Origin of the sequence: Desulfurella sp., assembly GCF_049977265.1 — a bacterium.
Taxonomy (GTDB): domain Bacteria; phylum Campylobacterota_A; class Desulfurellia; order Desulfurellales; family Desulfurellaceae; genus Desulfurella.
The window spans coordinates 1-18,256 of sequence record NZ_JBMFGQ010000032.1 but is presented as its reverse complement, the minus strand read 5'-3'; the positions used below and the strand labels follow the sequence as shown (position 1 = coordinate 18,256).

Genomic DNA, 18,256 nt, shown 5'->3' with positions numbered 1-18,256 from the left:
AAAGAAAAGTATCACTTTTCGATTTAGTCTATCCCTCCTTATCTATAAAGGGCAAAAGACTAAGGTTTTTTGCCCTTACTAAAAGTAAATAGCATCTTTATGGTGAATAATTATAGCAACAGTTGATTGCTCAGGTACTATTTGGTGATTTTCTGTAATTTCTATACCGTATTCTTTTGGTTGAAGCAAATTATATATAGTGTTATTTAACTTTAAATCGGGACATGATGGATAACCTGGTGAATACCTTGCACCCTGGTAAGACCTCATAGAATAATTTACATCTCTTAAGTTTGTTGATTCGTTTTTTGCAATGCCTAATTCAATTCTTATTTGCTTGTGTACCATTTCTGCTAAACTTTCAGTTAACTCTATACCTAATCCGTGTATAAGATGATATTTTTTATATTCTCCCATGGCAAATAATTTTTTTTCATAAGTACTAAATTCTTGTCCTGCAGAAACCAAACTTAAAGCTACAACATCGTTAACATCGTTTCTAAAGTAATCTGCTAAACAAAGGTATGGTTTATGGTCTACTCTTTCAAAGTCCATTATAAACTTAGTAAAATTTTTTGCTTTTTCGAAAGGGGCGTGATCAGTTAACTCATATGAGTTTTCGTCAAGTATATATAAAGATGCACTTTTTATATTGCCATTTTTTAATTTTAATAAAGAATCAGATCTGCATACAAAATATCCATATATTATAAGAGGTTGAAAAATATTCTGTTCAATAAGCAATGATTTTAAATTCTCAAAGTTCGGTAATATTTCTTCTTTGTACAATTTATGATACTCTTGTTCACTTAAGTTAGCCTTTTTATAACCCCAAGCACGCACAAACAAAGCGTTTTTATTTATCCAATCAAAAGCGAGTTTTTGCATATAATCGTAATTTGAGATTTTTTGTGATACAAAAACTTTTCTTCCAAAAAAAGGTGCTTTTGGCACTTCTTGAATTTGTGGCAAATTGATGTTTTCTAACAAAATTTCTTTTGAATTTTCATTGATTGATATTTTTTTTGCTTTTTTCATAAATTTTGATTGTTTAGTATTTTCGATAGATGACATAGCTTTGAGACCATCAAAAGCGTCTTTGCAGTAAAATACGTCATGATTGTAAATAGGCTTACAATATTCATCGACAAATTTGCTATTTAATGCAGCGCCACCAAGCAAAACAGGTATTTTTAAATTGTTTTTTTCAAATTCTTCTATATTATTTTTCATCTCAATTGTTGATTTTACTAAAAGCCCACTCATGCCAATACAATCTGCATTGTATTTTTTTGCCGCTTCAATAAAGCTTTTAGCTTCTATGCGCGTTCCTAAATTTATAACTTTGTAGCCGTTATTTGTAAAAATTATATCAACTAAATTTTTGCCTACATCGTGCACATCGCCTTTTACAGTGCCCAAAACAATTGTAAGCTGTTTGTTTTTCTGCTTTTTACTCATAAATTGATTTAAATAATCAACACATTTTTTCATACTTTCAGCGCTTGCTAAAACAAACGGCAATTGCATTTTGCCTTCACCAAATAACTCACCTACTGTTTTCATGGCTTGTATTAACAAGTCAGTTATAATTTTGTCAGCGCTCATAACCTTCAAAGCTTCATCTGCTGCTTTTAGTAGCTCATTTGTTTGGGCGCTAATTAGGAGCTTTTTTATTTTTTCATCAAGTGGCAGGTTTTCTAAAGTTTCTTTTTCTTCAATTTTTTTATCATTAGAAAAATGTTCAATAAATTTAATTAATGGGTCACCTTCTTGCCAATCGTTAAAGATTAATCTTTCACATATTTGCCTGTCTTCTGGATTTATTAATGGATACGGGATTAGGGATTTTGGGTTAACAATAGCCATTGATAAGCCGTTTTTAACTGCATGATACAAGAATACAGAATTTAAGTATTTTCGCGCCTGGACATTTAAGCCAAAAGATACATTTGATATTCCCAAAATGGCTCCTACTTCTTTATGGGTGTTTCTTAGCTCGCTTATTGCATCAATTGTGTCTTTTGCGGCGCTTCTGTATTCTTCTTCTGCTGATGCTACGGTAAAAGTCAAAAGGTCAAATACCAGATCGCTTTTTCTTAAGCCATTTTTTAGTGCTCTATCAAGCATTCTATATGCTACTTCAAGCTTTCTTTCTTTTGTTTTTGCCATACCTTTTTCATCAATAGCTAGCAAAACAAGTGCGCTTCCAAATTTCTTTGCAAGCTCGCAAATTTTGTCAAATTTTTCTGTACCATCTTCTAAGTTTGCAGAATTAATAATTGGCCTTCCACCAATAAGCTTTAGAGCTTTTAAAATTGTATTTGGTTGAGTGGAGTCTATCATTAGAGGGATTGAGATTTTTTGGTTAAAGCGGCTTATTAGCTCTATCATATCTTTTTCTTCATTACGGCCAGCAAAATTTACAGAAACATCTAAAGCTTTGGCACCACTTAAAGCTTGTTCTTGTGCTATGGATAAAATCGAATCATAATCTTCTTTTAACAATAAGTCTCTGAATTGCTTTGAACCTGTGGCATTTGTACGCTCTCCAATTAAAAAAGGTGGTGGTTCCTGAAAAAGTGGCTCAAACTGGTATAAACTTGCAAGTGCTTTTGGGGCAATCCCTTTTGGAGGTTTGGGTTTTAAGTCTTTGATTTTTTCGTGAAGTGCTTTTATGTGATTTGGTGTTGTGCCACAGCAGCCGCCAATTATACTTACACCATCAATATCACAAAATTTAGCTTCAGCTTTTGCAAAGTTTTCTGGATCCATTGGGTAGCATACTTTACCTGCAATATTTTCTGGCAATCCTGCATTTGAGTGAATAGAAATATAGCCACCCCAATTTTGAGATAGTTTTCTTAAATGTGTTTCAACCTGAAGTGGTCCGCTGCCACAATTTAGACCCAGGGTTAGTATATCAAACGGTTCTAGTATTGCAGCAAGTGTAGCAACATCGGTACCAATAAGCATAGAACCATTTAATTCAATAGTAGCTGAAACCATTATAGGTATATCTTTTTGTTTGTCTTTTATGGCATCAAAACAACCATTTAGCGCAGCTTTAATTTGCAGAGGGTCCTGGAATGTTTCAAGTAAAATTAAATCAACACCCCCATCTATTAAGCCTGATGTAGCCAAAAAATAGCCATCATACATCGTATCGAAATCAATTTGATTAAGCGAAGCAAGTTTTGTTCCAGGGCCAAGTGATCCTGCAACAAATTTTTGACATTTAAGAGTAAATTCAATCTCATCTTTGGCAGTCTTGGCGTTTTTTGCTGCCATTTTTGCTATTTCATAGGTTTTGTCTTGCAAATCGTACTCTTCAAGTACCCACGGAAGTGCTCCAAAGCTGTTTGTTTTTGTAATATCAGCGCCCGCTTTAAGATAGTCTAAATGAATACCTTTTATAATATCGGGTCTTGTAATATTTAAAATTTCATTGCAACCAACTTTAAAACCCCAATCTGATTCTTTTAAATTGTATGTTTGAAGCAAAGTTCCCATTGCTCCATCTAATATCAAATAATGTTTTCCTATTATTTCCTTAAATCTCAAAGTTTTTACCTCCGCTTTTTGATTATATAAAAAAATTATTGTTTTACAATATAGGATTACTTTTGTGTCGAACCGTTAAGCTTGATTTTTGTGGATACTAAATATATAATCAAAGACGAAGAGTTGGGTATTGAGCGCCCATAGCTCAGTTGGATAGAGCGCAAGATTGCGGTTCTTGAGGCCAGAGGTTCGAATCCTCTTGGGCGCGCCACTTTTAGCGATACCCACCTTTGAAGCTACTTGTAGGGGCGTTTGCGAACCCCGCCAGGTCCGGAAGGAAGCAACGGTAGCAAATTAGCCCCCAGCAGGTAACCTTTATTGGTGGGTATCGCTAAGGGAAGAAAATATGTATTTAGTTTTTGCAAGAAAGTATAGACCTCAAACCCTTGATGAAGTAATCGGTCAGGATATTGTTACCCAAACTATAAAAAATGCTATAGAGCAAAATAGGCTTTATCACTCTATTTTGTTTTATGGAACAATGGGTACTGGCAAAACATCACTTGCAAGAATTATAGCAAAGTCACTAAACTGTGTAAAAGGCCCTACAGTAGAGCCATGCGGAGAGTGTGAGCATTGCAGAGCAATTGCAGAAGGCAAAAGCGTTGATGTAATTGAAATTGATGGTGCTTCAAATAGGCGCATTGATGATGCAAGAAACATTATAGAAAGTATAAAATATGTGCCATTTAGCGCAAGATATAAAATATTTATTATAGATGAAGTGCATATGTTAACAGAAGAAGCTTTTAATGCACTTTTAAAGACAATTGAAGAGCCGCCAGATTATGTGAAATTTATATTTGCAACTACAAATATAGAAAAAGTTCCACAAACAATCCGATCAAGATGTCAGATCTTTAAGTTAAATAAAATCGCTCCGCAAAAAATCTATGAAAAGTTAAAAAAAATTTTAGAAACAGAAAATATAAATATGCAGGATGAAGGTATAAAACTAATTTCTCAAATAGCTCAGGGTTCTTTTAGAGTAGCAGAAAATTATTTAGATAGAGTTGTAGCTTATAAAAATGACAATATCACTGCAAAAGATGTATCGGATGTGCTTGGCGTAGCTGATTTTAGTTTAATCGACGAATTTATTGATGCGCTTGTTAGTTTTAACACTAATCTGGCTTTTGAAAAAGTAAACTATCTTTTTGAGAAAAATTTAAAAGTAGAAACATTTATAGAGCTTTTACTTGAAAAATTACTTTCCCTTAGTATCGATCTTGAATTAAAGACAGCTTTTATAAACATTTTTTATGATGCTTTTTTGCAAATAAAATATAAGGTTGATGATAGAGTAATACTACAAGTAGCAACTCAAAAAGCTCTAAGCTTAAAGAACCTTACAAAGATTGAAGAAATAATAAAACAAACATACAGCGCAGATCCAGATAAAAAAATACAGCAAAACACTCAAAGTGTTGAAGAAAAACCACAAAGTACTTTGGATAACATAGATATTTTAGAAACTCATAATCTTTCTTTACAGAACAATGCAAATGAGATGGATAGATTGGAAAAAATTGTAATTGATCTGTTTGATGCAGAAATAATAGCAAAGAGGTGATTGTATGGCAAAGGGTTTTGGCGGTTTAGATATGGGTTCTCTCATGAGTCAGGCAAAAAAAATGCAAAAAGAAATTGAACGCATTCAGCAGGAAGCTGCAAAAGAGGTCACACAAGTAAGTGTGGGCGGTGGTATGATTAGCGTAAGTGCTAATGGCGATGGAGAGATTGTTGAAATAAAAATATCAAAAGAATTGCTTAGCGATGATGTGGAGATGCTTGAAGATTTGTTGCTTTCTGGTGTAAATGAAGCTATAAGAAAGGCAAAAGAAAAAGTTAAAGAAAAGATGTCTGCTCTAACTGGCGGTTTGAATATACCGGGTTTATGATTAAGAGTCTTGAAAATTTAATTGGATCAATATCAAAGTTACCAGGAATTGGCGAAAAAAGTGCCCTTAGATATGCTTTGTGGCTAATGAACAACCCTGATGATGCTAAAGAAATAATTAAAAATATTGATTTAACCATTAAATTAAAAAAGTGTAAAATATGCGGCAATTTATGCGAAGATGATATTTGCGATATATGCATGGATAGCTCACGCGATAAATCAACTATTTGTATTGTACAAACAATAGAAACACTATTAAATTTAGAATCTCAGCATATTTACAATGGCGTTTATTTTGTTTTATGGGGTTTGATTTCACCAATTGAAGGTGTTTATGCCAAAGAATTGAATTTAGATAAACTAAAAGAATATGATCAAAATATTAAAGAAATCATCTTAATGTTGGATGATTCCATTGAAGGAAATCTGACCGCACAGTATATTATAGAAATATTACCAAAAGATATAAAAATAACAAAACCTGCTTCTGGCGTACCTGTTGGTTACAACATCGATTCACTTGATAAAATAACATTACAAAATGCATTTCAAAACAGGATACCTTATTAAAACTTAGGAGCGTTTTATGAATGTATTAAATTTAAGTAAAATTATAGAAATTGAATCAAAAGAAGAAAAAATTGAAAACTTTGAAACAGGCTCATGGCGTGTTGAACGTCCTATTTGGAATGAAAAAACATGCATAAATTGTTTGTTTTGCTGGCAGTATTGCCCTGATGCATCTATAGTTTTGGATAAAGATGAAAAAATGGCAGGCATAGATTATCATCATTGCAAAGGCTGCGGTATTTGCGTTGAAGTTTGTCCTACAAAGCCAAAATCGCTTGTTATGGCGCTTGAAAAAGACGTACAAGAAAAAGGCCTGGATGTTATAAGGCTTGAGGTATTTAAGGTTTAAGGTAGGTTTTCTTTTAACATACAGGCTTTTGCCAAAGCTGCCAAATAAAGAGAACCCGCTATAAAAATATTTTCGTAATTCGATTGTTGCGCATAGAGTAAAGTGATATTTGCGTCTTCTAAAAATTTATAATTTTTGTTTTCAAATTTGATATCTTCTTTATCAATTGAATTTCGATTGTTTGTTTTTGTTATTATAATTTCATCAAAATAGAAAGAAAGCATATTTAAAATTTTTTGATATTCTTTTTGCTTCAGGCTTGAGTAAATTAGTATTTTTGAGCCTTTTATTTTTTTTGCACATTCTAAAAACCTATTTGCTCCATCTACATTGTGTGCACCATCAATTATAAATGTTTTGTTAGCTGATTTTATAATTTCAAAACGTGCAGGCCAATATGTGTTTTTTATAGCTTGTGCGTCCAATCCCAAATTATAATATTTGTTTAAGCAGTCAATGGCCAAAAACGCACATGCGAGGTTTTCTTTTTCGTAATCGCATTTTAGAAAATTCAAGTCAAATTGTTTTGCACGGCTTAGATATATTTCATCAACAAAATAAAGGTCAGCATTGGAAGATTGTTTGATCAAATTTATGACATTAGGAGAATTTTTACCAATTACACCTATTTTTCTAATAATGGCCATTTTTGTTTTTGTTATTTCTTCGATTGTTTTCCCTAAATGTTCTGTGTGATCGAAAGATATGCTTGTTAAAACACTTAAAATTGGCTCTACAACATTTGTTGCATCAAACTCACCGCCCATGCCAACTTCCAAAATTGCATATTCTACCTTTAATTTCTTAAATGCCAAAAAACTCAAAGCAGTCAAAAACTCAAAGTAGGTTACATCAAATTCTCTGGCTAAAGGTTCTATTTGAAGTGCCAAATCAAGCAACAAGTCAAAATCAACGCAAGCGTTGTTTACTTTAATGCGTTCATTCAATAGTATTAGATGTGGCGAAGTGTACAATCCAGTTTTGTAACCTTTTTGTAAAAAACTATCATTTAACATTTGCGCAACACTGCCTTTACCGTTTGTGCCGCCAATCAATATACTTTTAAAAGAATTTTGCGGGTTAGATAGAGCTTTTAGCAACGCTTTTATGCGCTCAAGACCGAGTTTAATAGAATATGGTTGCAGGTTATCTAAAATTTTTTTGAGTTTTACGTAGCTTTGCATAAAACAATTGCCACAGCATATTCACTTGTATGTGATATGCTAACATCTGCATTAAATTTTTTATCTTCAACATAAATTTGCACTGCACCATTTTTATCGTTTAAAACCTCTATTTTATTTAGAGGTATTTTTAAGTTAGTTGCTTTAAAAAAAGCTTCTTTTGCGCAAAACTTGCCACACAAATGGATATGTGGGAATTTTTTTGAAAAACAATAATCTAATTCTTTTTGAGAAAAAATCCTATGTAGCGTTTTTTTATTAAATTTTTTAAGCATTAGCTCAAATCTTTTGGTTTGTTCTATGTCTATGCCAACCATCTGGCTTTTTCAATAATTTGTTTCATTTGAATTATAGCTTCTTTCAAGCCACAAAAAACAGCTCTTGAGATAATAGAATGACCTATATTTAATTCTTCAATTTCTTTGATTTTTGCAATCAGACTAACGTTTTGATAATTCAGGCCATGCCCTGCATGGACGCAAAGCCCAAGACTTTTTGCAAAAATAGCTGCATCTTTAATTGTATTTGCGAATTGAAGTTTTTGAGATAGCGGTGCATTTGCATACTCACCTGTGTGAATTTCGATTGAATCTGCATTAAGCTTTTTTGCTGCTTCAATTTGTTTTTTATCTGGATCAATAAATAAACTTACAAGTATATTTTTTGAATGCAATTTATCTATTACTTCTTTTAACTTTTCAAAGTTAGATATTACATCAAGACCACCTTCCGTTGTAAGTTCTTTTCTTTTTTCAGGCACAAGTGTTGATTGATATGGGACAAGATTCAAAGCAAAATTTACTATTTTCTCTTCTATGCTCATTTCCAGGTTGAGTGGAATTTTGATTGTATTTTTAACCAATATACAATCATTTTCCTGGATATGGCGTCTATCTTCCCTTAGATGCATTGTAATATTATCAGCAAGGGCTTCTTGAGCAATTAAAGCTGCATAGATTGGCTCTGGTTCTATACCCAGTCTTGCCTGTCTTAGTGTTGCTATGTGGTCAATATTAATTCCAAGCCTCATTTTTTAGCCTCCAAAATGGTTTTTAATACATAATTTAGACTATTTTCTTCGTTTGAGTGTATAATTAAGGCATTTTCTGGCTTTTCAAATATTTCTTTTTGTTTAAAATATATATCAACTGTGCCATCTGAAATACTTTTTTCCTGTTTTCTTTTTTCAAGATTTTTGAATATTATTGGCTCATCGGGATCAAGAAAAACAAAATTAGGCGTTATTCCAAGTTTTTCTATCGTATTTACCAAACTTTGTCTTTGTGAATGTTTTATGTAGGTTGCATCAAGTATAACATTAAAACCATCTTTTAAAGCTTCGTAAGCTAGCTGGCTTAATTTTTCATATACTACCTGTGTGTGATAGGTACTGTAAATGCCTTTTTCAAAACCGTTTGTATTTCCAGAAAATAACTGTTTTCTAACAATATCAGATGAAAAAACCTTTGCGTTGAGTTTTTGCGATAACCTTTCGCTAAAATAGCTTTTGCCACAGCCAGTCAAGCCAACCATCGCAATAAGTATCGGTTTATACTTTTTATCAATATATTTATAAGATAGATCAAAATATTTACTAGATAGCTCTTTTTTATTTTCAAAATAATAAATTTTTCCTCTTACATAGGCTCTGTATGTTTTGTAAAAATCAAGCACTTCTTTGATAGAATGATCTTTTGAATATTCAATGTATTTTTGCAAAAAAAAATCAGATAAATTTTGTTTGTTGTGAAATTCTAAATCCATAAGCAAAAAAGCTACATCACTTGCAACATCAGAGTATCTAAAGCGGTCGTTGAATTCTATACAGTCGTATATGTAAATTTTATCGGCAAGGCAAATATTGTGGGAGTACAAATCACCATGACAATCTTTAATTTTTTGTTCTACAATGCGTTTTTGCCAATCATACGTATCTAAAAAGTCATTTGTGTATTTTTTAATTGATTCAAACTGGTGTTTTGTTAAAAAAGTACCTTGTGCTTTGATTGTTTGGTTAAAATTTTCGTCTGTATTGATTTTTATGTTTTCTTTTTTGCCAAATTCACTTATTTGTGGATTTGTTTGAGCATTTTTGTGAAAGTTTGCTATAATATTTGATAGTTTGTCTATATCTTCCAGTGTGACTTTATCTTTTTCAAGCAACACATCCATCATTTTATCTTGCGGAAGCTTTTTCATGGCAACTGCGTATTCTACAACTTCACCAGGACCTGATATAAAAAATTCATCTGCGTTTTTTGTAATTGACACAACCCCTAAGTATAAATCGGGTGAAAATCTGCTATTTAATTCAACTTCTTTTTCGCAATAGTATTTTCTTTTTTGCAGGCTTGTAAAATCTAGAAAACCAAAATTTACGCTTTTTTTTATTTTGTAAACAATCTCATTTACTAAAACATAAGATATGTGTGTTTCAATTAGCGTTGCTTTGAGCTTGTTTTTTAAGTTTTCTATTAATTGATTCATGGTAAGAATATACACAACCGCAATAATTTTGTCTATAGAAATTAAATTTTTTGGAAAGCTCACAGGAGCGTTTAAAGCCGTCTTTCTTTTTAAAATCTTCCTCAAAAAAACGTACATTTAGACTTTCAAGTGTTTTACCAATATGTAATATTGTGTTATATTTTTTCAAAGGACTTACGGATAATGTGGTTGTAAAGTACTCAAAATTATGTTTTTTGGCAAAAAAAGCAGTTTTGTACAATCTGTAAGCATAACATACTGTGCATCTTTTAGAACCTTCTGGATAGTTTTTGTATAATTTTACTTTTTTAAACCATTCTGTGGGTTTGTATTCTGGTATAATTAGCTCTAAGTTATGATATTTGCAAAGTTCAGTAATTTCATTTAATCTAAGCTCATATTCTTTTTTGGGCTGTATATTTGGATTAAAAAAAAATATGCTAAGCCTGAATTTTTCTTTTAAGCGCTCTATTACACTTGTTGCACATGGCGCACAACAAGCATGAAGCAGTAATTTTGGTTTAAATGTACCATTTATAAATTGTTTTATCGGCTCAAAACTTTTTCTGTGTATATCGCATATGCCAAACTTTTCCAATAATTCGATATGCTTTTTTGTGCCATATCCTTTGTGTTGATCAAATGCATAATTTGGATATTTTTGAGACATAAGTATCATGTGGTGGTCTCGACTTACTTTTGCCAGAATAGATGCTGCTGATATGCAGGCTATTTTTGAGTCCCCATCTATGATACTTTTAAATTTGACCGGTAAATTTAAGTGATCTTTCCCATCTATCAATAATAAATCTGGCTTTTTGGGCATGAACAGGAGTGCTCTTTTTATTGATAACTCAAAGGCTTTTACAATGCCAAATCTATCTATTTCTTTGCAAGTAGCAATTCCAATGCCATATATTGAGTGTCTGGTAAGTATTTTATAAATTTCTTCACGTTTTTTTTGCGTTAAAACTTTTGAGTCTTTTACTATTAGATCAAGCTTTTTTGGCAGAATGCAAACAGCGCTGACAATTGGTCCAGCCCATGGACCTCTTCCTGCTTCATCAACGCCCGCTATTAGCATAGAGAACTTTTTTTGGCAAATATATGTGAGTATTTAGGTTTGTTAAGGTATTTTTCCACAACCGAACATTTTATTATAAACAAAAAAAACACCCTATCGTCGTCAAACTCTGAAAGTGTTTCAAAGTTGCCCTGCCCTTTTGATATAATAACATCAGCTTTTTTATAGATTTTTTTGCATAGATTATCACAGTAATCAGGCCAGAAACCAGGTGTTGGCTTTGTACTTTCAATTAGTGTTCCTATCTCTTCTAAACCCAAACCTTCAATGTCATTTTTGGTTACATCATTTATTATTGGTTTTCCTCGTAAGGCAATGTAGATATTTAAATTTGGATAAAGGTTTTTTATGGTTTGTAAAAGCAGTTTGTCAAAAACAATCTCTCCTGCATTATCTGCTAAAAAAAGCAATGTTTTAGCTTTGGTTATTTTTAATTTGAAATCTTCAATATCGTTAACCAAAAAACCTTCATTAATTGCCTTGTTAAGTGTTTCTTTTATGTTGAATTTTTCTATTTGAGAGCCAAAATCAATTATATTTCCTGCAACAGAAATATTTATTGCGGCTTGCAATTTATCATCTGAGTCTTCAATGTAGCGTTTTAGATCATCTACATAGTTAAGCGCTATTTTATTGTATTTCTTTTTAATTTCACTGTATGGATCGTCATGGTCAAGTGTTTTTGTTATAGAGCCATACACAAACTCTGATATTAAAGGTGGTGCTACATTATATTCAGTTTCAGATAATACTTTTGCTACATTTTTTAAAGCCCTTATGGCATCATCGTCTTTTTTGCTGATGATTTCTGTAGCTCTAATAGCTTGCGAAACAAAGCAAACAAAACACTCTGGTTTTACTTTCACAAAAAGTATTATACTACAAAAAAATTTTAAGTAAAGAATAGTTTTAATTTTACAAAACTACAAATTTATGCTAATATTACAAGCCTATGAAAGTAATTGATTCATTGGATGGCTTTAATAAGGCAATTGATAGCAAACCATTAGTTGGTATACTTTTTAGCTCAAACAGTTGCTCAACATGCAAAGCCCTATCATTTAAACTAAAAGATAGAGATGACTTTTTTGAAGTTTACATAGATAATTTACCTCAAATCGTATCTGTAACAAATATCTACAGTGCACCAACAATTGCCATTTATTTTGAAAAAAAACAAATCAATGTTTTTAGCGGTGTATTTTCATTAAATGAAGTTTTAGATTATATAGAAAGAGTACAAAATTATGTATATCCATGAAGCAATTTATGAAACAGCAAGACAAAAAGCACTTGAATTGGAAATAAGCGATATAAGAATTGGACTTGGTTATACCTGTGTTGAGCTTAATAGGGCTTTTTGTGGGCTTTCGTATACATTTGCAAAAGAACTAAACCATGCAAGTTGCAATGTTTTAGATATAGGTGAAAAAATTATAGGTAAAAAAGCTATAGAACTATTAAATGGGATTTTTTCATACAATTTGCTTGATAGTGCTCTTGCTATAGCCTGCGCAAATGCTATATTGAATAAGCCGCAAGAAAATTATTCTGATTTTTTAAATCTCATTGAAAAAGAGCACACTGTTGTAATGGTAGGCTATTTTGCACCAATTATTGAAAGCATTAAAAAAAGAGCGAAAAGTTTAAAAATTATAGAAAGGGATCCAAGGTTTGAATCACTTCCTGACTGGGCAAGTTATTTTGAGTTGAAAAATTGCGATATTGCAATAATTTCTGCAACAACACTTGTAAATAAAACAATTGATAGCATATTAAATTTTTCTAGTGCAAGGTATAACATTATTTTAGGTGCTACATGTACAATGTCTGATCAAGTATTTTTAAATACCAAAGCTACGCATTTGTGCGGGATAAGTGTTATCGATAAAGACAAAATTAAAACGCTAATTAGCCTTGCAGCAGGAACAAGGTTGATTTCAAAATATACAAAAAAAGAGTGTGTTTTATGCAGATCTTAAATCAAGCAAAAAACAAAATTTTGCCATTAATTCAAGATTTTTTAGACAAAATGGTTTTTTTTGAAACAAAAGAAAATTGCCTGTGTACATATTTTTTGGGTGCAAAAAGCGAAGGTTTAACATTTGGCGATATAAAAGAAACTTTAAGTGTTGAGCAAATAATGGGCTTAGATCTTGATAGCGATAAAAATAAAGAGCTATTTGTAGGTTTTTTGAATGCATTTGTCAATTTTTACAATAAAGAGCCTTCAACAATTTTTTGCAAAAATAATCAGTTTTGCTTTAATGAGATGGGAAACAGGTTTTTTAAGCGTTATGGCTCAAATTTAAGCATGTGTTTTATTGATAATCTTGAAAGTAATTTTGAGATTCTAAATAAGTATGGTTTTAAAATAAATTTTTTAAATTTTCAAGAAAATGCTTTTCAAGAGCGTATTTTTGATTGCATTGCAAACAATTTTTTGGTATTGTGTAATGGGTATTGCCTTACAAAGCCGTGGGCAGATGATATTTTAGAAATATCGTCAATGGATAATGCAAATAGGCTTGTTATTTTTTTTGGCCCCCAAAGTGCTTTTGTAAGTATGATTAATCTAAAGAGGCTTTGCTTTTTTAAGGAGGTTTAATGATTCACCACTATTTAAGCCCAACGGATTTTGATATACAAACAACCCTTAAAGTTATCGATTTTGGTTTGCAAATAAAAGAAAAAATTAAAAAAAGACAAGAATTTAAACCTTTTAAAGATTTTATACTGGCAATGATATTTGAAAAATCTTCCACAAGAACAAGAGTTTCATTTGAGGCTGGCTTTAAAAAACTTGGAGGACAGACAATCTTTTTGTCTTCAAAAGATATACAGCTTGGTCGAGGCGAAACAATAGAGGATACAGCAAAAGTAATTTCAAGTTATTGTGATATTATAATGATACGCACATTTGAGCATCAAAGGTTAATTGATTTTTCACTAAACTCAAGCTCTCCTGTAATAAATGGGTTAAGTGATCTGTTGCATCCCTGTCAGAGTCTGACAGATATGTTAACTATAAAGGAGCATTTTGGTAGTTTTCATAATATAAAATTAGCTTATGTTGGCGATGGAAATAATATGGCAAATTCTTTACTTTTGCATTGCGCTATGCTTGGTATTGATATATCAATTGCCTGTCCAAAAGACTATAGCCCAAGCGGTTTAATTGTAAAAGAAGCCATTGAGATTTCTAAAGAAACAAACTCAAATATAATTATAACTGATGATCCAATAGAAGCTCTAAGCGGTGCAAATGTCGTTTACACAGATGTTTGGACTTCTATGGGGCAGGAAGACCAAAAAGAAAAAAAACATTCAATATTAAAAAAATTTCAGATAGATCAAAAACTATGCTCATTTGCAGATAGTAATTTTATCTTTATGCATTGTTTGCCGGCTCATAGAAATGAAGAAGTTACAGCCGATATTATTGATGGCAAACATTCTGTGGTATTTAACCAGGCAGAAAATCGATTATATACCCAAATGGCAATAATTTTTAATTTAATAAATAAGGAGTAACACTATGAGTGTAAAAAAAGTTGTCTTAGCTTATTCTGGAGGGCTTGACACATCAGTTATAATTAAATGGTTAATGGATAAGTATAATTGTGAAGTGATAGCCTACACTGCAGATTTGGGACAAAATGAACCGCTTGAACCTATTAAAGCAAAAGCGCTTAAAACCGGTGCAAGTAAAGCTTATGTAGAAGATTTAAGAAAAGAATTTTTAGAAGACTATGTAATGAAAGCTTTTAAAATGAATGCACTGTATGAAAATAAATACCCGCTTGCTACTGCACTTGGCAGGCCACTTATTACAAAAAAGCTCGTTGAGATTGCAATAAAAGAAGGTGCTGACGCTATAGCACATGGTTCAACTGGCAAGGGTAATGATCAGGTAAGATTTGATGTTTCTGCTGTTGCGCTTAAGCCGGATATTAAAGTGCTTGTACCTGTTAGAGACTGGGAGTTAAAATCCAGAGAAGAAGAAATTGAATACGCTAAAAAATTCAATATTGAAATTCCAATTACCAAAGAAAAACCTTATTCAATTGACAGAAACATCTGGGGTGTGGCAATTGAAGCAGGTATTTTAGAAGACCCGGAACAAGAAACTCCAGAAGATATCTTTTCTCTAACAAAAAATCCTCTTGAGGCGCCAGATAAGCCACAATACATAACAATTGGTTTTGAAAAAGCTATTCCAGTAAGCATAGATGGCAACAAAATGCCAATTGTTGATCTGGTAACACAACTAAATCACATTGTAGGCTTACATGGTATTGGCAGGATTGATATGATTGAAAACAGGCTTGTTGGGATAAAATCGAGAGAAGTTTACGAAGCGCCAGCTGCTGTAAGTTTGCTTGAAGCAAAAAGAGCTTTAGAACAGTTAATTTTAGATAGAGAAGCAATGCACTTTAAAGATCAGCTTTCTATAAAGTATTCAGAACTTGTATATTATGGTTTGTGGTTTTCACCGCTAAGAGAAGCTTTAGATGCTTTTGCTGACAAATTGTGTGAAAATTTAACAGGCGAAGTTACAATAAAGCTATATAAAGGTTCTGTAACGGCAGTTTCAAGAAAATCACCATATTCTATTTACAATAAAAACCTTGCTACCTATGAAGCATCTGATACTTTTAAACATAAAGATGGCGAGGGATTTTGCAATATCTGGGGTTTGCCTTTGAAAGTAATGGCAAGCATAAAATATTCACAAAAGTAAGCTATAGGGGCAAAATGTGCCCCTATCTACATTTATATGCCTCATGCAATAATAAAAACCAATAAAAATTTAAATGATATAGAATGTGTTAATATCTTCAGGTATAAAAATAAAGGGATACTACCTCTGGATGAATTTAGATGCTTTTTGGATGTTTACAAAAAACAAGATTTGCTTATTATTAAGCTAAACAAAGCTACTCGCTCTATTATTACAGATAAATTAAAGGATGCAATTTTAGATACTGCAAAAAAAATCGCAGATAATTTAAATTGCGAAATAGTTTCACATAATCTTGAACATACAAATACAAATATAGAATTTTGCGATTGTTATGAAAGCGTTTACCCACAAAAGATACTTACATACAACAAAGAATCAATTAATAATTTAGAAATTGGTTTCGGTCGTGGTGAGTTTTTGATAAATCTTGCAAAACAAAAGCCAAAAGAGTCTTTTTTGGGTATTGAAGTTTACGGTAAAGATTTTCTTTTTGCGCTAAATCGTTGTTGCAATGAAAAGCTAAATAACGTAAAACTTTTGAATTATGATTGTAACCACGTGATTGATTTATTTGACAACAATTCTTTTGATAATATTTATGTGAACTTCCCCGAACCGTGGTTTAAGCTTTATCGAATCAAACACTCAATTTTCAATAAAATTACATTTCAAAAAATTACAGACAAATTAAAACAAAACGGCTTTTTGCATATAGTTACAGATAATTATCCATTTGCCGTTTATAGTGCAATTATTGGACAATTCTTTTCATTGAAGCCTTTAGGTAAATTTTTTATTGAAACAATCGATGATTTTGATACGCTTTATGCAAAAAAATGGAAACGCCTAAACAGGACTTTTTACAGGCTTTGCCTTCAAAAACCATTTTGTAGCCCAAAAACCACATTAAAAAAATTCGATTTTCCTCTAAAGCTTGAAAAATTTGAGTACAAAAGTAAAGATTTAATATTTAAAATTCTTGGAATATTTGAAAATAATAGTATTGATTATAAAATTATAGAAACTGCTATTGGTAATTATCTAGCCCAGCATGTTTTTTTTGGTTTAAAAGATAAAACAATATTTTTATTGCCCCAGACAAATTTTATTTATACAAGTGATTTTTGCGACGCATTAGAAAAAGTTATTAAGTAGTGTAAATTACAAATTGCTTTTGCTTACCTGGGCTTGCTCAAACGTAGCAACTTCTGTGATGATTTTAGCTGCTGCTTCAATAATTGGCATGGATAGCACTGCACCACTGCCCTCGCCTAACCTCATATCAAGCTGTAATATCGGCTTTAAGTCAAGATAAGAAAGCATTAAATTATGGCCTTTTTCTTTCGATAAATGTCCAGCAAACATATATTGTTTTGTTACTGGATTTAATTTGTAAGCCAAAAGCGCTGCAGATGTAGAAATTAGTCCATCAATAACTACAGGTATTTTATTGTAACAAGCAGCCAAAATAACGCCTGCTATTGCGCCAATTTCAAAGCCTCCTATTTTTGATAATACATCTATGGCATCATCTGGATCTGGTTTGTGAAGGTTTATGGCTTTTTTAATTATTAAAACCTTATTTTTTAGCATTTCATCTGTAATGAGTGTGCCTTGTCCTGTCATAAGCTCTACTTCATTTTTTGTTATACAAGCTCCAATTGCACTAGCTGCTGTTGTATTTGAGATACCCATATCACCTGTTGCTATAAGATTTAATTTTTCAGAATGTATATATTTATTTGCAATATCAAAGCCAATCATTATGGATTGTATAGCTTCTTTTCTGGTCATTGCATACTGTTTTGTAAAATTGTTTGTGCCGTTTTTAACTTTATTTACTATAAGAGTGCTTTTTTGTAAGTTTGAAATATTTTTCCAATCGCATAAACTTCCAACATCTGCAACTATGGTAAAACAATTGTTTAGCCTTGCAAGTGCATTGATTGTAGCAACGCCTTCAATAAAAGCTTTTATCATTTCACAAGTAACCTCTTGCGGATATGCACTAACATTTTCTTCGGCTACGCCATGATCAGCTGCCATTACAAAAATGCCTTTATTTTCTATTTTTGGCTCAAGTGTTGAGTAAATAGCACATAATTTTTCGGATATATCATTTACATATCCAAGAGCTCTATATGGCATAATAAGTCGTGAAGTTTTTTCTTTTGCTTTCTCTAATACATCATCATTGATCGGTGTAATGTTGTATACTATGTCTTTTAACTCCATTTTAAACCTCTTTTTTTAAAAAACCTACCTTATCTTTACTATTACTTTTTAATTTTGTCAATATTATATATAACTAATATTTACCCTATTGCAGCCCTTGCAATAATAACCATCATAATATCGGATGTTCCAG

18 protein-coding genes, 1 tRNA gene and 1 other RNA gene are annotated in these 18,256 nt (G+C 31.8%); 12 read left to right on the top strand and 8 right to left on the bottom strand.

Annotation, left to right across the window (positions count from 1 at the left end; all coding sequences use genetic code 11):
- Positions 1-78: 78 nt before the first annotated feature.
- Complete coding sequence (metH, locus tag ACP5FO_RS06735; RefSeq protein ID WP_428157235.1) at positions 79-3,564, bottom strand: methionine synthase; 3,486 nt, start codon at positions 3,562-3,564, stop codon at positions 79-81.
- 134 nt (positions 3,565-3,698) lie between these two features.
- Here metH and ACP5FO_RS06730 point away from each other — a divergent pair.
- From ACP5FO_RS06730 to ACP5FO_RS06705, 6 genes are all read left to right on the top strand, one after another.
- Positions 3,699-3,775 (top strand) — tRNA-Arg (locus ACP5FO_RS06730).
- A gap of 18 nt (positions 3,776-3,793) precedes the next feature.
- Positions 3,794-3,887: signal recognition particle sRNA small type (gene ffs, locus ACP5FO_RS06725), an RNA gene on the top strand.
- A gap of 23 nt (positions 3,888-3,910) precedes the next feature.
- Positions 3,911-5,137 (top strand): DNA polymerase III subunit gamma/tau, encoded by a 1,227-nt coding sequence (dnaX, locus tag ACP5FO_RS06720; protein ID WP_428110053.1) that lies wholly within the window; start codon positions 3,911-3,913, stop codon positions 5,135-5,137.
- A 4-nt stretch (positions 5,138-5,141) separates the two neighbouring features.
- Positions 5,142-5,465: a YbaB/EbfC family nucleoid-associated protein gene (locus ACP5FO_RS06715; RefSeq protein ID WP_428110057.1), complete on the top strand. Its 324-nt coding sequence runs from the start codon at positions 5,142-5,144 to the stop codon at positions 5,463-5,465.
- On the top strand, positions 5,462-6,037 hold the full coding sequence (recR, locus tag ACP5FO_RS06710) for a recombination mediator RecR (protein WP_428110060.1): 576 nt from the start codon (positions 5,462-5,464) through the stop codon (positions 6,035-6,037). Before ACP5FO_RS06715 ends, recR begins: the two co-directional genes overlap by 4 nt.
- A gap of 16 nt (positions 6,038-6,053) precedes the next feature.
- Complete coding sequence (locus tag ACP5FO_RS06705; protein WP_428110064.1) at positions 6,054-6,386, top strand: 4Fe-4S dicluster-binding protein; 333 nt, start codon at positions 6,054-6,056, stop codon at positions 6,384-6,386.
- Here the strand turns inward: ACP5FO_RS06705 and ACP5FO_RS06700 are convergent.
- The 6 genes from ACP5FO_RS06700 to ACP5FO_RS06675 are packed head-to-tail and all read right to left on the bottom strand — an operon-like array spanning position 6,383 to position 12,007.
- On the bottom strand, positions 6,383-7,570 hold the full coding sequence (locus ACP5FO_RS06700; protein WP_428157234.1) for a bifunctional folylpolyglutamate synthase/dihydrofolate synthase: 1,188 nt from the start codon (positions 7,568-7,570) through the stop codon (positions 6,383-6,385). The genes ACP5FO_RS06705 and ACP5FO_RS06700 overlap by 4 nt on opposite strands.
- Entirely contained in the window at positions 7,555-7,845 is a 291-nt protein-coding gene (locus tag ACP5FO_RS06695) for a holo-ACP synthase (RefSeq protein ID WP_428157233.1), read from the bottom strand. Before ACP5FO_RS06695 ends, ACP5FO_RS06700 begins: the two co-directional genes overlap by 16 nt.
- Positions 7,846-7,874: 29 nt before the next feature.
- Positions 7,875-8,600, bottom strand: coding sequence for a pyridoxine 5'-phosphate synthase (locus tag ACP5FO_RS06690; protein ID WP_092128259.1), 726 nt, complete (start codon positions 8,598-8,600; stop codon positions 7,875-7,877).
- Positions 8,597-10,057, bottom strand: a complete 1,461-nt coding sequence (locus ACP5FO_RS06685) for an AAA family ATPase (RefSeq protein WP_428157232.1) — start codon at positions 10,055-10,057, stop codon at positions 8,597-8,599. Before ACP5FO_RS06685 ends, ACP5FO_RS06690 begins: the two co-directional genes overlap by 4 nt.
- Entirely contained in the window at positions 10,005-11,141 is a 1,137-nt protein-coding gene (locus ACP5FO_RS06680; RefSeq protein WP_428110079.1) for a ribonuclease HII, read from the bottom strand. The genes ACP5FO_RS06685 and ACP5FO_RS06680 overlap by 53 nt, the downstream gene beginning before the upstream one ends.
- Positions 11,135-12,007: a damage-control phosphatase ARMT1 family protein gene (locus ACP5FO_RS06675; protein ID WP_428110083.1), complete on the bottom strand. Its 873-nt coding sequence runs from the start codon at positions 12,005-12,007 to the stop codon at positions 11,135-11,137. The genes ACP5FO_RS06680 and ACP5FO_RS06675 overlap by 7 nt, the downstream gene beginning before the upstream one ends.
- A gap of 86 nt (positions 12,008-12,093) precedes the next feature.
- Between ACP5FO_RS06675 and ACP5FO_RS06670 the strand changes: the two genes are divergently transcribed.
- From ACP5FO_RS06670 to ACP5FO_RS06645, 6 genes are read left to right on the top strand one after another with little or no spacing between them, the layout of a single operon-like run.
- Complete coding sequence (locus tag ACP5FO_RS06670; RefSeq protein WP_428110086.1) at positions 12,094-12,402, top strand: thioredoxin family protein; 309 nt, start codon at positions 12,094-12,096, stop codon at positions 12,400-12,402.
- Positions 12,389-13,123, top strand: coding sequence for a Rossmann-like domain-containing protein (locus ACP5FO_RS06665; protein ID WP_428110090.1), 735 nt, complete (start codon positions 12,389-12,391; stop codon positions 13,121-13,123). Before ACP5FO_RS06670 ends, ACP5FO_RS06665 begins: the two co-directional genes overlap by 14 nt.
- Positions 13,111-13,749: a hypothetical protein gene (locus ACP5FO_RS06660; RefSeq protein ID WP_428110093.1), complete on the top strand. Its 639-nt coding sequence runs from the start codon at positions 13,111-13,113 to the stop codon at positions 13,747-13,749. The genes ACP5FO_RS06665 and ACP5FO_RS06660 overlap by 13 nt, the downstream gene beginning before the upstream one ends.
- Entirely contained in the window at positions 13,749-14,675 is a 927-nt protein-coding gene (gene argF, locus ACP5FO_RS06655) for an ornithine carbamoyltransferase (RefSeq protein WP_025391846.1), read from the top strand. Before ACP5FO_RS06660 ends, argF begins: the two co-directional genes overlap by 1 nt.
- 4 nt (positions 14,676-14,679) lie before the next feature.
- Positions 14,680-15,885 carry an argininosuccinate synthase gene (locus ACP5FO_RS06650; RefSeq protein ID WP_428110097.1) on the top strand — a complete coding sequence of 402 codons (1,206 nt, stop codon included), beginning with the start codon at positions 14,680-14,682 and terminating at the stop codon, positions 15,883-15,885.
- Positions 15,886-15,921: 36 nt separating this feature from the next.
- Positions 15,922-17,043 (top strand): hypothetical protein, encoded by a 1,122-nt coding sequence (locus ACP5FO_RS06645; RefSeq protein WP_428157231.1) that lies wholly within the window; start codon positions 15,922-15,924, stop codon positions 17,041-17,043.
- A gap of 6 nt (positions 17,044-17,049) precedes the next feature.
- Here ACP5FO_RS06645 and cobT read toward each other — a convergent pair whose 3' ends face one another.
- Positions 17,050-18,123: a nicotinate-nucleotide--dimethylbenzimidazole phosphoribosyltransferase gene (cobT, locus tag ACP5FO_RS06640; RefSeq protein WP_428110104.1), complete on the bottom strand. Its 1,074-nt coding sequence runs from the start codon at positions 18,121-18,123 to the stop codon at positions 17,050-17,052.
- Positions 18,124-18,256 lie beyond the last annotated feature (133 nt).

Bases quoted from the DNA above. Each gene is read 5' to 3' on its own strand.
- ACP5FO_RS06685 (WP_428157232.1), bottom strand. From the start codon at position 10,057: ATGAATCAATTAATAGAAAACTTAAAAAACAAGCTCAAAGCAACGCTA.
- ACP5FO_RS06700 (WP_428157234.1), bottom strand. From the start codon at position 7,570: ATGCAAAGCTACGTAAAACTCAAAAAAATTTTAGATAACCTGCAACCA.
- ACP5FO_RS06670 (WP_428110086.1), top strand. From the start codon at position 12,094: ATGAAAGTAATTGATTCATTGGATGGCTTTAATAAGGCAATTGATAGC.
- ACP5FO_RS06690 (WP_092128259.1), bottom strand. From the start codon at position 8,600: ATGAGGCTTGGAATTAATATTGACCACATAGCAACACTAAGACAGGCA.
- ACP5FO_RS06660 (WP_428110093.1), top strand. From the start codon at position 13,111: ATGCAGATCTTAAATCAAGCAAAAAACAAAATTTTGCCATTAATTCAA.
- ACP5FO_RS06650 (WP_428110097.1), top strand. From the start codon at position 14,680: ATGAGTGTAAAAAAAGTTGTCTTAGCTTATTCTGGAGGGCTTGACACA.
- ACP5FO_RS06680 (WP_428110079.1), bottom strand. From the start codon at position 11,141: ATGCTAATAGCGGGCGTTGATGAAGCAGGAAGAGGTCCATGGGCTGGA.
- ACP5FO_RS06645 (WP_428157231.1), top strand. From the start codon at position 15,922: ATGCCTCATGCAATAATAAAAACCAATAAAAATTTAAATGATATAGAA.
- ACP5FO_RS06665 (WP_428110090.1), top strand. From the start codon at position 12,389: ATGTATATCCATGAAGCAATTTATGAAACAGCAAGACAAAAAGCACTT.
- ACP5FO_RS06705 (WP_428110064.1), top strand. From the start codon at position 6,054: ATGAATGTATTAAATTTAAGTAAAATTATAGAAATTGAATCAAAAGAA.
- cobT (WP_428110104.1), bottom strand. From the start codon at position 18,123: ATGGAGTTAAAAGACATAGTATACAACATTACACCGATCAATGATGAT.
- dnaX (WP_428110053.1), top strand. From the start codon at position 3,911: ATGTATTTAGTTTTTGCAAGAAAGTATAGACCTCAAACCCTTGATGAA.
- recR (WP_428110060.1), top strand. From the start codon at position 5,462: ATGATTAAGAGTCTTGAAAATTTAATTGGATCAATATCAAAGTTACCA.
- ACP5FO_RS06715 (WP_428110057.1), top strand. From the start codon at position 5,142: ATGGCAAAGGGTTTTGGCGGTTTAGATATGGGTTCTCTCATGAGTCAG.
- ACP5FO_RS06695 (WP_428157233.1), bottom strand. From the start codon at position 7,845: ATGCTTAAAAAATTTAATAAAAAAACGCTACATAGGATTTTTTCTCAA.
- argF (WP_025391846.1), top strand. From the start codon at position 13,749: ATGATTCACCACTATTTAAGCCCAACGGATTTTGATATACAAACAACC.